Below are 13,821 nucleotides of genomic sequence, written 5' to 3' on the forward strand. Positions count from 1 at the left end.
ACGCCTTTGACCGTCGGAGTCGTATTCGTTCCGCCATGACCGGCCAAGTGTCCAGAATGGAGGGTCAGACCGCCAACGGACAGATGGGGGCAGTGGGGTACGTCGTGGCCGCGGGAGTCGCAGTGATACTCCTGCCGGTGTTGCCGTTCGTCGCGGTGCTGTGGGTGGTGTCGGAACTCGGCGGGAGCGACGAGCGCGAAGAAGGGTACTCGGGGGAGAACGCGGCGTAGGGGTCGTCAGTACGACTTCGAGTTGACGTACTCGCCGCCGTCGGTGTAGAGATAGCCCGTGTCGCCGTCGTTGTTCCACACCGCGTAGTCGGTTCGGCCCCAGTAGAGGTGGCTGGCGGTGTCGCTTCCGGTGCCGGTGTGGAGCGTCACCGTCTGGCCCGAGTCGAGACTGAAGCTACCGGGGAAGTCGTACTGGTTGCCGTACTCGTCTTCCATCTCCCACCCACCGAGGTCCGCGCTCGCGCTCCGGCGGTTCTGGAGGACGACGAACTCCTCGTTCATGTTGGCGTAGTCGTCGCCCACCGGGTCGGGGTGGAACCGCTCGATGGTGACTTCGCCGAGTTCGCTGGCGGGGTCCTCGCAGGCCCACACGCCGATACCGGCGCTCTGAGCGTCGCTCTCGGCCGCGTAGAACTCGTCGCTCATGCTGAAGGTGCTGTCGTAGACGCGGGCGTGGCCGTGGTCGATGAGTTGGTAGTTGAAGTTCTCGCCGTCGATGTAGACGTACGCGAGCAGTCGGCCGTAGTAGCCCCGCCGGTCGGCCTCCGAGTCGAACTTGAGGGTGACGCGCTCGCCGAGCAGGCGGTTTTTCGCCATCGCGCTGGCGACTTCGCCCTCGTAGCCGAGACAGGTCTCGCCGTCGCCGGTGTCGGGCACGCCCTCGAACTCGCTCGGGGAGGTACTGCCGTACACCTCCGGCGTATCGACGCCGAGCAGTCGCACCTCGTCGGTGCTTCCGTTGTCGTACTCGACGGTGACGGTATCGCCGTCGGTCACGTCGATGACCGTGACCTCTTCGGTGCCGCTGATTGACTGGGTGGAGTAATCGGTTGCCTGTACGCCCGCCGCACCGCCGGACCGCAGGTCCGTCGGACCTGCGGTCGCTCGGGTCGCGGAGACACCGCTCGCGGGGGCCGCCACGCTGACGACGAGCAGTGCGACGAGAAGCGCCGTGAGACCGTGCTTGTCGAGTTGCACAGGGTGCTAGAAGCGCGTTCATTTTTTTATTCTTTTCTAAGAAATAAATATGCGTCTGCGGTCGGCAATGGATTGTTTTGTATTGCTATTGGCTTGGTAAATATATCTTAGAAAAACATTTTTGTTGCTTTAGGCGGTGCGTTCGCCTTTCGCGCGGCGCACGCGACACTCACTGCGAGTGAGGACCACCACGCCGTAGACGGTGTGGAATCCGGGCGATGGGAGTTTCAGATTCGCAGTTCAATCATCGAACTGCCACATCCCGGCGGGACGAGTCGTCCCGTGGGTATCGGTGTGGCGGACCGCTGGCGGGACAAAACCGCCGTTGCTCTCGTTCTCGACCGGTTTGGATTCCCTGCGTCGTTTTTGCCACCGAGAGTTCACCGGTCGGGTTGTGCTGTTTGGCGAGGGTCGGCGGGGTTAGTTGGATAGCGTGATTGTGGTTCCCTCGCTGGTTTCGACCGTCTGGTTCGCGGTCGAACGCAGTTCGATGGTTTCGTTTCCGTCGTCGAACGCGAGTCGGACGTTGTCGTCGGAACTCGCGTCGTGTTCGAGGACGAGTCGGTCGTCATCGGTGTTGACCGTCACGTCGTCGTCGCTCGTCTCTCCGACGGAAAGTCCGGTCGAGGCGTTCAGGGTGACCGGTTCTTTCACCGTCACGACTTCACCGCGTTCGGGGGTGACGTGGGCGACGACGCGCGTCTCTTGGGGTGCGTCGGCGGGGGCAACGGAGACGTACACCAGTCGTTCGTCGGGGTTGCCGGTCCACACGTCGAAGTGGATTGCTCGTCCGGAGTCGAACGCGCGTCGCACTTCGTCGTTGGCCCACGCCGCTTTAACGACGCTTTCGACGGCTTGCGGACTCAGGGTTCCGTTCGAGTCGGTAACGTCGATGGTATGGTTTTCGGGCAGTTCGGTTTCCGGCGTCTCGTCCGGGTTCAGGGCGACTACGACGCCACTCGCGCCGAGTACGACTGTGAGAGTCAGCGCGAGTACTCCAAGTTTGTATTTCATAGTTTCTATCACTGTTTCCTGAGAGCGACTCGGGAAGTGCGGCGTTGGTTGGTACGCGGGGTCGCCGCTACGACGGTCCCGAATCGCTCTCGTTTCCCCCTACGATGAAACGCCTTAAAGTGTTTGATTGGAAACTGGTTTTGGCGGGGCTTTTCACCGATTACAGGCCGCTAGCGGAGGGGTTATCTCCCTCCTACCGTCCCGGCCCCGACCGCAACTCCACGATATTTCCCATTCCGTGTCGCTTGCGCTCGACGAGGTTCTTACTTTCCAACGTATCCAGCGTCCGACTCACCGTCGCCTTCGAGAGGTCCGTCTCCGTCACGATTTCACGCTGAGCAATCTCCCCTCCCGAGTCCAGAACCAAATCGTAAACCGTCTCCTCGCTGTCCTTGAGTCGCTTCACCGGCTTGTTCTTCGCTTTCTGCTGGAGACCCTCCTCGCCGTGGGCCTTCGCGGTGGGGGTCTCCTCGGAGTCGCTCGATTCTGTCGGTGGTCGACTTACGTGGTCGTTCGTCGGTCGAGCGTCAGTTTCGGGGGACGCGTTCGTCCGCTGGCGTTGCGAACGGTCGTTCGGCGTTCGGTTCCGGTCGCCGAGAACGAGCAGGGTTCCGCTGACGCTGAGAATACACGTCGATACCACGATTACGGCGATGTCGCTGTAGGTGAAATACTCCCCTAACTTGGTTGCCTCCGTCCCGTTTCCAGCCATCGACACCATGACTGGCGACGGTGTAATCAGTTGCACCGCGAGAACTACTGTTGAAGCGACGAATACGACTGCAGTGAGAAGTTGGTTGTGCTGGAGGGCACGAACGTTCATAGCCCAGTGTCTCTGGTAAGCCGCCCTAATTCTTGTTGTTCCACTGTCGTAATTCGGCGGCGAAAGGCGTTCCGAAGTGGTTTCCAACCCGTTTCACCCCAGCATTCATCCGGCGTTTCAACCAACAGTACAACCGATGACCGCCGATGTCCGTTCCCGCCTCGTCGTCCTGTTGGTCCTCGCCGTCGTCGGCGTCGGATTGGCTGGTGTCGGAACGACGTTCGGAGTGGCGGACCCGATTACCGAGACTGGTCCCCGCACCGAATTCGTCGTGTCCGAACGGAACATCACGTTCTCACAGGGCGACCGAAACCGGACCGTAATCGACAACACCTCGCACGCGACCGAAATCAAAATAACGGAGGTGGACTCCGGTCGCTTCTTAGTCAATAAGACGGCCACCCCATTCACGAGCACCGAACGACGACGTGCAAAAGCAATCGTCCGACGGAACGCAACCGTGGACACCCGGCTTCAGGCCCTCGACGGATACCGACTCACCGTCACGCCCGTATACACGCTCAACGTGAGCGCCGAGACGATTGCCGCCGGGACCGACCGCACGAACACGACCGGAACGAGCGTCTACGCGGTCGAACCCGCCGAGACCGACGACCGAGCGGGAACCGTCGTCGTCCAACGAACCACGCGGTACGCTCCCGACGAGGCCGTGGTCGAAGTCCGACGACGCGACTCGTCGGAACTCCAGTACGCGATTCGCGTCGACCTGACGAACGAAACCGTCGTCGATGTCACCGACTGGACGGCGGTTCGTCGGTCCTCGGTCGAGTAACTGGTTGGTGATACACTCGGTGGCGGCGGGGTCCGCGATAAAACGTAAAAAGGGTCGGGTCGAACGGGCTACTCTTCGACGTTGCCGCTGTAGTCAACCGCTTCCGTGTTGGCGTCGGGTGCGGCGATGAACGCGGCCCAGTCGTCGCTGTACCACGGTACGTCGACGTTGACCGTCGCGGCACCGCCGGTGACTTCGACGGCAGCGCCTTCGCCCTTGTTTCGGTCGAACACGCCGACGAGAAGGTTCTCGTAGTCGGGGCCCCAGTCGACGTTGACGGTGACTTGCTTGCCCTCGTTCCAGACGAACGACCCGTGGAGATTGTACGTTCCGGGGGTGACCGTTCCGCTGAAACTGAGTGCCTGAATCGACGGGCCGGACGACTCGCCGGTCTCGATGTAGTCCGGGTCGTACGTGATGTCCATCGAGTCGGTCGACGGCGAGTCGGCGGTGGCGAGCGTGGAGATGCTACCGAGTCCGCCAGCGAATGCACCGATGCCAGCCGCTGTCTTGAGGACGCTACGACGAGTCGAGTTCGTTCCGGAGTTGCTTCCGGTGGGGTCTTCGGTCATTTTGTGACTCCGCACTCGGAGATTATCGGGGTAAAACGATTACTCAAACGGTTGGGACGATTACAATAATTACGTTCGGCTACGAGAAGTAGCCACCCCCTGCCGGAACTTCGCACTGGTGCGATTCGGGCGATTCAACCACTCGCATACTAGTTAGAATTAAAACATTAGCGGGAATTAGATAGAACGATGGTTCCCGACCCAACCGACCTCGTCTCTCTCGTCAACCGTCGGTACGATTACCTCCAAACGCTCAGCGACACCCCTCGGTCGAAACGAGACCTCGTAGACACGCTCGACACTCCACGCTCGACCTTGGACGATATTGTCCGCGAACTCGACGAGAACGGTCTCGTCGAATACCACAATGGTACATGGCAACTCACCACATTTGGTCGCTGTGCCCTCGACCTCCACACCGAATACGAAGACGACCTCGAAAGCCTCCTCTCGACGCCTCCCGTCATCGAGGACCTCCCCAACGACACACCCGTCGGAAACCGACTCCTCGTCGGTGCAGAAACCAACGTTTCGACGGCGGCCATCCCCGACGCGGTGATGGAAGTGTTCTTCGAGTCGCTCAAGTCAGCGACTCGAATCCGATGTTTCACTCCGACGGTGATGGCCGGACACTACGAATCGGTCTATCAATCGGCGACGACGGGAGGAGAATCCCGACTCGACCTCATCTTCTCGGCCAACGTGTTCGACCACCTCCAACGATTCTACCCCGAACGAATAGACGAGATGCTCGCCGACGAGAACATTACTTGCTACGTTGGCGATGTCCCAGTGACCTTCTCGCTGTGGATTGCCGATGACGACCACGTCGGAATCATCGTCTACACCGAACAAGGCATCCGCGGCATCGTGAAAAACGACACCGACGATGCTCTAGCGTGGGGTATCGAGCAGTACAACCGGATTCAGCGGGACGCGAGACGGGTTTCTCGCGCCGAGGTGGACTCCACTCCCCGCTAGCCACGAAGACCCATCTCCCGAGTACGACGATTGGAAGCGCACACGCCGAGAAGATACCCCCGACGGAAATCCGAATACTTGAACGAGAGTATACGTGGAAGTTATTGAGGGGGCAGAACAAGAAACCGGTATGGACTCGACCGAACTCGTGGACATTCTGGAGCGATACGGTCTCTCCCCGTATCAAGCGACCGCGTACGTCACCGTGTTGGAGCGGGGAACCCTCGCCGCCCAAGAAGTCGCCAACCTCAGTTCCGTCCCCCAACCGCGCGTCTACGACATCCTGCGGGACCTCGAAGAGGAGGGGTTCGTCACGACCTACGAACAGGACAAACTCTACGTGCAGGCGCTCAATCCCGACGACGCTCTCGACGTGGTGAGAGAGCGCGCGGCCGAACTCGAAGCGGCCGTCGAGGAGATTACCGACCGGTGGCAACAACCCGCGGTCAAAGAACACACCATCAGTCTGGTCCAGCGGGGCCAGACGGTCTTCGAGAAGGCCCGCGAGGAACTCGACCACGCCGTGGACCACGCCCAACTCGTCTGTAAGACCGACCACCTCGAGGCGTTGTGGCCGACGCTCGTCGCCGCCCACGACCGGAACGTCTTCGTGGACGTATCGCTGTACGACGTGGAAGACCGCGAGTCGCTGGCCGAGTACGACTTCTCGGAACTCTGTACTCACGCCCGCGTCCTCCGGCGTCCGCTTCGGTCCGACCCCTTCGGCGCGCTCATCGACCGCGAGCGGGCCTGTTACTCGTGGTACCCCGCGACCGACGACGAGTACGGCATCTACATCGACGACAGCGCCCACGAGAACATGGTGTGGAACTTCATGATGAACCTCCGGGACGCCGCCGAGGAACACTACATCGCCACGCCCTACGACCCGCCGCTCCGGTTCGGCGCGCTTCGGGACTGCCTGCACGTCGTCGAACCGCTCGTCCGCGAGGGTCGGACGCTCACCGCCGAAATCGAGGGGACGTGGGTCGATAGCGGCCGCCGGTGTGAGGTCGCCGGGACGGTCCTGAACATCGACTATCCGGGGTTCGAGGCGGGCGAGACGGCCACGCCCCTCCAGATGTTCACCGACGCTCGCCTCACCCTCGACACCGGCGACGAGACGTACACCGTCGGCGGGTTCGACGCTCTCATCGAGGACATCGAGGCGACCCGCGTCGTCGTGACGGGCATCGAGTGACGACGCCCCCTCTGTCACCCGACTCGCCGCTCACGCCGTCCGGACGTTCAGCACGCCGGGGTCGGTCTCGACTTCCACGACTGCGACGCCGGGCGCACCCGCGTTGACGACGTACCGGTCGCCACTGTCGGTCGCCACGGTGTCGATGCCGTACTGGTGGGTGTGGCCGCCGAACGCCGCGTGGGGGCTGGCGCGGCGAATCGCGTGCTTGAGCGCGAGCGACCCGCTCCGGACCCGTCCGTAGAGACCGGACCCGGAGTGGTGGTGGTCGAACGCCACGTCGAACGGCGGGACGTGCGCGAACAGCAGGACTCGTTCGTCGGCGGTCGCAAGCGAGTACAGCGTCTCGTAGCGGTCTTCGAGTGTCTCCAACTGGTCGACCAGACGCGCCTTCGCCCGGCCAGCGACGCCGAGTGCGTCCGCCACGTCGTCGCCGTCGGCGTCACCGTCGAGGTACCGGCCAGCGACCGATTCGACCTCGTTCGCGCGCTCGGCCGCGAGGTGGTCGATGGTCGCCGTGGTCGCGTCTTCGACGGGGTTGGTCGCGGAGAACTCGGTGTACCGAATCTCGGGCGCTTGGTCGAACTGCTCGCACCCCCACCCGGCGAACGCGAACCCGTCGAGGTCCGATAGCCCGAGTTCCGCGGCGTCCACCGCTCGCTCGTGGAGGACGACCGCCCGGTCGAGTCCCTCGGTGAGGCGCTCGGCGCAGTCCAGCGGGTCGTGGTTGCCGGGCACGACCAGAATCGGGAGGTCGTACTCGTCGTGGAGGAACTCGTAGAACGCCCGGCCGACGCGCTCGTAGCGTTCGCCCGCCGCCGCGGACTTGGCGTGGTCGCGGTTCTCGTCGATGACATCCCCGACGGTCACGACGGCGTCGAACTTCGCTTCCTCGATTGCGGGCCGGGCGTACGCCGGTCGGTCGTCTCCCGGTCCGAGATGTAGGTCGTTGAGGAGGAGGAGTCGCACGCTACTCACTTCCCCTCGCGTCGGCCATCCGGTCCCGAAGCGCCGTGACGCGCCGCCGCAACTCGTCGGAGTCGGCCAGCAGGTCCGCGCTCGGTTCGACCACGACCTGCGCTCCGAGGTCCGGAACCGTCGCCAGCGCCCGGTCGAGAACCGGGTCCTCGTGGTGGGCGTCGAAGCGCGGCACGCCGTCGGTGGTCGGGTCGTTCAGGTGGACGCTCCCGACCGCTCGGCCGCCCAACCGGAGCGACTTCAGAAGCGGCAGGTACGGACTGTCGGCGTCCGTCGGCGGCCACGCATCGGGCGTCCGGTCGTCGAGTTCGGACTCGAAGTCGCGGGCCGCGGGCGGGACGCCCGGCCCGAGTCGCGTCCGAATCGCCTCGACGTTCTCCGGGTCGAGACGGCGGCCCGCCCCTTCGCGGGGGAGGTGGGCGCTATCGACCGTGAGTCGGAGGTCCGACAGCGGCCGGTACCGGCGCGCGAGCGAGGCGACGAACCCGAGGTCTTCGGGGGTGTGCCACGGCGACTCGACGGCGGTGTTCTCGACCGAAATCTCCCGGTTGGTTAGTTCGAGCAAGTTCGACAACAGCGGTATCGCGTCGTCGTACCCCGACTTCTTCGGCGGATGCGCGACCAGCGTGGCCGCCCGGAGACGGTCCAACTGCCCGTGAACGAAGTCCACAATCGTCCCGCGGTTCGCGGCCGTGAGCGCCATCCCCACCTCGTCGCCGCGGGTCTCGGTGCCCGGCGGGAGGTGGACGCTGGCGATGCGGTGAGCCTCGACGCCGCTGGCGTCGAGGCGGGCGTCGAGGTCGGATTCGCCGACCAACAGGTCGCGGTGGTCCCAACTGAACTTGAGTTCGACCGCACCGGGAACTCGCGCGGCGACCGAGAGTCGGTCGGGCGGGAGCGACACCGCAATCGGCGGGTCTAACACGCGCCTCCCTCCCGAACGGCGTCCGAAATCCGGGCCACCGCCTCGGCGGTCTCGAACGCCGACCGAAGTTCGACCACGACCGGACAGTCGATGTCGCGGGCGTCGAGCGCGTCGGCCACGCGGCCGAGCGACGGCGCGCCGACGGTCGGCGGCAGGTGGTGGTACTCGCCGACCGACTCCTCGACCGCGAGTGCGTCCGACGACTCGACGCCGAACGTCTCGCACACGCTCCCGAGTTCGTCGGTCGCACTCGCCGGGAGCGTCCCGTGGAGGTGGACGCTCGCGGGCGACTCCACGGCGTCTAGCAACTCGAAGGGGTCGCGCGCGTGCCCGAGGTCGCAGGTGAACGCGAGGGCGTCCCGTCGCCCGAGGCGGTCGGCCGTCGCCCGCAACGCCGTCACGTCCTCGGGCGTCGTCAGGAGGTAGTCGAACGGCCCACGCGGGCAGACGTTCTCCAGTGCGACCGGGCCGCGGTACCGGCGTTCGGCCCGTCGGTGGTCTCTCGACGCCGCGAGGGTCCGGACGAGTCGCTCGCGCCGCGCTTCGAGGTCGGCGCTCTCGGCCGCCGGAAACCGCGGCGGGTGGACCGTCGTGAGTTCCGGCGCGAGGTTGCGGACTCGCTCGACGTTTCCGTCGTCGTCGTGTTCGTAGACCATCTGGCTCTCCTTGAGGTGGGTGTTGAGTTCCACGTCGCCGTCGTCTTCCGCGCCCCGAACCAGCGGCGGGAGGTGGACGGTCCGCACGTCGAGACCGAACGACTCGGCCTTCGACACGTCGTGTTCGACGTAGGACATCGCGTTGACCGTGACGAACAGTTCGACGGGTATCCTCCGGTCGGCGAGTTCGGCGAGAAAGTCGCGGAGTCGCTGGTCGCCGCGGGAGGCCTGCGAGAGTTCGTCCTGCGTCACGCTGAAACGGAGGTCGGTCACGGTTCCGCTCGCTACTCCTGCAACTCCTGTAACCCCTCTCGAACCGCCGAGCGGGGCATCTCGGTGTCGGACGCGATTCGTCCGACGTGTCGGGCGGTCAGGTCCTCCACGAAGAAGTCGTTCTTGAGCGCCCAGTTGCGAATCGCGTCGGCGATGCTCGGCGTGTAGAGGACGGTCCGTCCGTCGCGGTACCGCCCGAGTTCGCCCGCGTCCACTAGCGCGTTCAGTTGGTTCGACATCCACGGCCGGTGTTTGGCCGACTGGTACTCCTCGAAGAACGACGGATGCTGTTCGCCGATGAGGTCGATAATCTGGGTCGTGCTTCGGGGACTGCCCATCGACGTGAGGAGTTCGCCGAGTCGTTCCTGTGCGGGCGTGACCTCGATTGCCTCCCGGTTCTCGGCGGTCTCGACCGATTCCGAGTCGGCACCGAGGTAGCCGAGGTCCGAGAGCGTCTCGCGCAACAGCGCCGGGTCGTTCTCCGCGAGTCGTCGCAGTGCCGTCTTCGTCTCCGAGTCGAGCGTCTCGAAAACGGCTTGGAGTTCTCCGTCGGTGGCGTCACGAACCATCGGCTATCACCACGTCCCGCGAGTTTCTGAACCGCGGGCCGAACAGCGCGAGTTCGTGCCGGTACTGGTCGCCGCGCCACGAGATACCGCTATTGAGGGCGGTCGGGTCGTGGCGCTCTTCGACCGACGGGACGCCCGACTGTTCGACGTAGGCGTGGATGCCGTGGAAGAACTCGAAGTCGTCGGTGCCGAACGCGTCTTCGTAGCAACTCTTGACGCTCTCTGCGCTCTTTCGGTCCACATCGCTCGGCGTCGTCGTCCCGCCGGGATGGGTGTGGAACCGGGCGATGACGTTTGGCGTCTCGCCGTCGGGGTACGACGCGGCCACGCGCCGCGCGACCTTCCCTTCGAGCGTGGTGACGCTACTGCGGGTCGCCGACTTGTAGTACTCGGGTTTGTCGAGACCGAACAGTTCGGTCGGCGTCGTCGGCGACTGGCCCGTCAGGACGTACACCGTCTCGACGCGTTCGTGGGCACCGTTCTTGCCACGGGTTTCGAGCGCCTGCATGAACGGCTTCGAGTCGGGGAACGCGAACGTCCCGCGCGAGTAGGTTCCGACAGGGGAGTCTCGCGGCGAGACCTTCGGTTGCGGGTCCGTCTGCGGTCGCGTCTTGGTCGAACTCTTCTCGGAGGACACGTCGAACGTGTGGGTGTCGAACCACGAGTCACCGTCCAGTATGCCCGAGGGGTCACCTGACCCGACGTTCACGTCGGTTCCCCACGCGCCAGCGTTGGTTCGGACTTCCACGTCGGGGTCGTCGGCGGAATCGTCGTCGTCGTCTCCGAAGAAGCGGTCGAACATTGGGGATTACCTCGTTGCTGGCCCGAGACGGACCGTCACTTTTTGACTCCGATGTTGATGTCCCGCGGACTCATCTTGGTCATCGCCAGCACCGCGACCAGCAGGATGAACATGAGACCGCCGATAATCAGCAGGTTCTGGGAGACGGGCAGACTGCTCTCGGACTCCTCCGGTGCCGGTCCCGAAGTCGTCTGAGTCTGCTCGCTTCCGGTGTTCTCGGTCGCCTCGACGGGTTCTTTCACGTCGAAGGTGAACGACATGCCGTCGATTTCCTGCGCGAGGTCCTTGTGGCCCTTGGGCCAGTAGGTGATGTCGGCGGTGACGGTGCGCTTGCCGGTGTTGGTGCTGTAGACGTTCGCGCGGATGTCCTTGATGCCGCCCTGCGGTCGGACCTCGAAGCTACCCGAAACCATGCCAGCACCGCCCGAGAGGATGTCGGACGAACCCTGGATGGTCATCCCGCTCGGGACGCTCATCGTGATTTGGACGACGACGGGACAGGTCGCCGTCGGTGAGACTTGGAAGCCCCCCGAGATTTCACCGGGCTGGGACGCCTTGACGGTCTTCTGAGGCGCGTACAGTCGGGCTTGGTCCATGCTCGGCGGCGAGGACAGGTCGCCACACTCGCCTTGGGTGGTGGCGGGTGCCGCCGCGGTGGTGGTAGTCTGGGTCGTGTTCTGAGCCGTGGTGTTACTCTGGAGCTGTGCGGCCGCTGGAGCGGCGACTCCCGCCCCGAGGACGAGAAGCGCCGTCATTGCGACGAACGCGCGCTGAAGTTTGGTATCTTTCATCTCTCGTCTCCGATATAACACTCCTTGTATATATATCTTTACGAGTAAAGTTACGAGTAATGCATTACGAATAAAGGGGGCGTAATTGGCCTGAAACGCGTGAATATCCGAGATTTGCTCGATGAGTCACCGCACCGAATCGTACTGTTTCGGTGATAGCACCTCCGAAGTGTAATTTTTCTTTAATAGGTGGCCCGACGACGGGCCGCTATCGGCGACGAGCGAGGAGGACGAACCCTGCGAGCGCCAACGCCGCCGCTCCGACGCCGAATCCGGGCGTCTCCGTGGAACTCGTGGTTTCGGTGCTCTCGTCGCCGGTCTGGGCCTCGGAGAGGACCTGTAGCGGAATCGTGACCGATTTGCTCGTGGCGTTGTCCTTGTCCTCGCCTAAGTAGTACACCGCGTGACCGGTGATGCCGAACCGTCCCGGTTCGTTCGCCGAGAGTTCGATTTCGAGTCCCTTCGTGCCGCCGGGCGAGAGCGTCATCGTCCGGACGTACTGGCCGCTTCCGCTGTCCACGAACCCGGTTCCCTCCACGGAGACGCCGCTGGGCGTCTCGATGATGAGTTGGACGTGCATCTGGCCGTCGTTGGAGATGAGATTCGACGCGCTGAACGTCAAAATCGCGGGTTCGTCCCGGCCCACGATGGTCTTCTCTCCGCGCAACAGGAGGTTCACCCGGTCGCTGGCGACGTTGAGCGACTTCTGTTCGACTACATTCTCGCCACCGCCGCCACTGCCCCGGACCGTGGCCGATTCGGTTTCCGGGTTGCTCTCTACGGGGTCGAGACCCTTCCGGACCTCGCTGGCGTCCGACCGACCGTCGCCGTCGGTGTCGGCGTCCGTCGGGTCCGTGCCGAGTTCGGCCTCCTTGTCGTCGGGCAACCCGTCGCCGTCGGTGTCGGCTTTCGTCGGGTCGCTCCCGGTGGACAGTTCCTCTTGGTCGGTCAGGCCGTCGCCGTCGGTGTCGGCGTTCGTCGGGTCGGTTCCCTCCTCGACTTCCGTGCCGTCGTCCAGACCGTCGCCGTCCGTATCGACCGCGAGCGGGTCGGAACCGGCGTCCGACTCGTCCCCGTCGTCGAGTCCGTCGCCGTCGGAGTCGGCGGTCAGCGGGTCGGTTCCGGCGTCGAGTTCCGCGCCGTCGTCGAGTCCGTCGCCGTCGGTGTCCGCTTCCAGCGGGTCCGTCTCGCCCTCGACTTCTTCGGCGTCGGTCAGGCCGTCGCCGTCGGTGTCCTCGTTTCGTGGGTCGGTCCCGAGTTCTTCCTCGCGGCTGTCGATGAGTCCGTCGCCGTCCAAATCGTTGAGTTCGACCCCGACCTGCTTGGTCTCGGTACTCCCGGACTCGGCCCACGTCGGGACGACTTCCGCCGTGACCGAAACGTCACCCGACTCGTCGGGGGCGAACGTGTACGAGAACTCCACGTCCGTGGACTCGTCTTCGGCGAGCGACACCTGCTTCGTGCCGACGACGCGGGACCCGACTTCGAGGGTGACGGTGGCGTTGTCCCGGAAGTCACCCGCCTTCTCCTCGTTGTAGTCGAGTCCCGCGTTCGTGTTCGACACCGTGAGTCTCGTTGTGACTTCTTCGCCGACCGTCGGCGACGACGGGAACAGCTCGAAGGTGTCCACCTCGAACTTCTCGGAACTCGACTGCTGGACCTCGAACTGGACGTGGGTGTCCTCGGCGCTGTACCGCCGGTAGAAATCGACGTAGATGTAGTACCATCCCGACTCCTCTACGGTCGGGTAACTCTGTCGTTCGTACTCCTCGCTGAAGTCGTCCCATCCCCAGATGCCGATGCGCTCGGTTCCGCTCGCCGTCTCTCTGTGCAGGTAGAAGGTGTACGACTCGTCGGTCTTGATACACCAGTCCTCGGGGACGATTGCGCTCCCCGGTTTTTCGACGTATATTTTGAACCAGCGTCCCGAGTCGGTGTTCGAACCCAACTCCACGTAGTCGCCGCTCTTTATGGTCTGGGCCGCCGACTGCTCGGTCCCGCCGTCCTCGAACTGGTAGTCCTCCGAAATCTCCTCGCAGTGGGCGCTCGCTGGCGCGGGGGCGAACGCCAACGCCCCGACCAGTAGTATCACGACCAATAGGAATTCCGTTCGAAATGTCATTATTCGGTTCTGCGAATGCAGAATATATGAGTGTTGCCGTCTAAAAAGTTAGAAATATAAACTATCTCGCCGAGACACTGCGAGCGAGTCGGCGGTCTTAACCGCCGACTCGC

General features: G+C 63.8%; 15 protein-coding genes. 4 read left to right on the plus strand and 11 right to left on the minus strand.

Annotated elements, in window-relative coordinates:
* The first annotated feature begins 35 nt into the window (after positions 1-35).
* Positions 36-230, plus strand: coding sequence for a DUF7535 family protein (locus P2T60_RS01580; protein WP_276280804.1), 195 nt, complete (start codon positions 36-38; stop codon positions 228-230).
* Positions 231-236: 6 nt separating this feature from the next.
* Here the strand turns inward: P2T60_RS01580 and P2T60_RS01585 are convergent, their stop codons facing one another.
* From P2T60_RS01585 to P2T60_RS01595, 3 genes are all read right to left on the minus strand, one after another.
* On the minus strand, positions 237-1,208 hold the full coding sequence (locus P2T60_RS01585) for a lamin tail domain-containing protein (RefSeq protein ID WP_276280805.1): 972 nt from the start codon (positions 1,206-1,208) through the stop codon (positions 237-239).
* Positions 1,209-1,628: 420 nt separating this feature from the next.
* Positions 1,629-2,222 (minus strand): hypothetical protein, encoded by a 594-nt coding sequence (locus P2T60_RS01590; protein WP_276280806.1) that lies wholly within the window; start codon positions 2,220-2,222, stop codon positions 1,629-1,631.
* A gap of 193 nt (positions 2,223-2,415) precedes the next feature.
* Positions 2,416-3,045: a helix-turn-helix transcriptional regulator gene (locus P2T60_RS01595; protein WP_276280807.1), complete on the minus strand. Its 630-nt coding sequence runs from the start codon at positions 3,043-3,045 to the stop codon at positions 2,416-2,418.
* A gap of 136 nt (positions 3,046-3,181) precedes the next feature.
* On the opposite strand from P2T60_RS01595, the gene P2T60_RS01600 reads away from it, so the two are divergent.
* Entirely contained in the window at positions 3,182-3,838 is a 657-nt protein-coding gene (locus tag P2T60_RS01600) for a hypothetical protein (protein WP_276280808.1), read from the plus strand.
* 68 nt (positions 3,839-3,906) lie between these two features.
* Here the strand turns inward: P2T60_RS01600 and P2T60_RS01605 are convergent, their stop codons facing one another.
* Positions 3,907-4,410: a hypothetical protein gene (locus P2T60_RS01605; protein WP_276280809.1), complete on the minus strand. Its 504-nt coding sequence runs from the start codon at positions 4,408-4,410 to the stop codon at positions 3,907-3,909.
* Between the two features lie 189 nt (positions 4,411-4,599).
* Between P2T60_RS01605 and P2T60_RS01610 the strand changes: the two genes are divergently transcribed.
* Positions 4,600-5,391 (plus strand): helix-turn-helix transcriptional regulator, encoded by a 792-nt coding sequence (locus tag P2T60_RS01610; protein ID WP_276280810.1) that lies wholly within the window; start codon positions 4,600-4,602, stop codon positions 5,389-5,391.
* Positions 5,392-5,521: 130 nt separating this feature from the next.
* On the plus strand, positions 5,522-6,592 hold the full coding sequence (locus P2T60_RS01615) for a TrmB family transcriptional regulator (protein ID WP_276280811.1): 1,071 nt from the start codon (positions 5,522-5,524) through the stop codon (positions 6,590-6,592).
* Positions 6,593-6,622: 30 nt separating this feature from the next.
* On the opposite strand, the gene P2T60_RS01620 is transcribed toward P2T60_RS01615, so the two are convergent.
* The 7 genes from P2T60_RS01620 to P2T60_RS01650 form a co-directional block, all read right to left on the minus strand.
* Positions 6,623-7,561 carry a metallophosphoesterase family protein gene (locus P2T60_RS01620; protein ID WP_276280812.1) on the minus strand — a complete coding sequence of 313 codons (939 nt, stop codon included), beginning with the start codon at positions 7,559-7,561 and terminating at the stop codon, positions 6,623-6,625.
* A gap of 1 nt (position 7,562) precedes the next feature.
* Positions 7,563-8,495, minus strand: a complete 933-nt coding sequence (locus tag P2T60_RS01625) for a hypothetical protein (RefSeq protein ID WP_276280813.1) — start codon at positions 8,493-8,495, stop codon at positions 7,563-7,565.
* Positions 8,489-9,424, minus strand: a complete 936-nt coding sequence (locus P2T60_RS01630; protein ID WP_276280814.1) for a hypothetical protein — start codon at positions 9,422-9,424, stop codon at positions 8,489-8,491. Before P2T60_RS01630 ends, P2T60_RS01625 begins: the two co-directional genes overlap by 7 nt.
* Before the next feature lie 11 nt (positions 9,425-9,435).
* Positions 9,436-9,993 (minus strand): hypothetical protein, encoded by a 558-nt coding sequence (locus P2T60_RS01635; RefSeq protein WP_276280815.1) that lies wholly within the window; start codon positions 9,991-9,993, stop codon positions 9,436-9,438.
* Positions 9,983-10,795: a hypothetical protein gene (locus tag P2T60_RS01640; protein WP_276280816.1), complete on the minus strand. Its 813-nt coding sequence runs from the start codon at positions 10,793-10,795 to the stop codon at positions 9,983-9,985. Before P2T60_RS01640 ends, P2T60_RS01635 begins: the two co-directional genes overlap by 11 nt.
* Before the next feature lie 35 nt (positions 10,796-10,830).
* Positions 10,831-11,586, minus strand: coding sequence for a hypothetical protein (locus P2T60_RS01645; protein ID WP_276280817.1), 756 nt, complete (start codon positions 11,584-11,586; stop codon positions 10,831-10,833).
* A gap of 208 nt (positions 11,587-11,794) precedes the next feature.
* A complete protein-coding gene (locus P2T60_RS01650) occupies positions 11,795-13,708 on the minus strand; it encodes a hypothetical protein (RefSeq protein WP_276280818.1) in 1,914 nt (637 codons plus the stop codon).
* Positions 13,709-13,821: the final 113 nt, after the last annotated feature.

The sequence above is a fragment of the Halorussus caseinilyticus genome (assembly GCF_029338395.1).
Lineage (GTDB): Archaea > Halobacteriota > Halobacteria > Halobacteriales > Haladaptataceae > Halorussus > Halorussus caseinilyticus.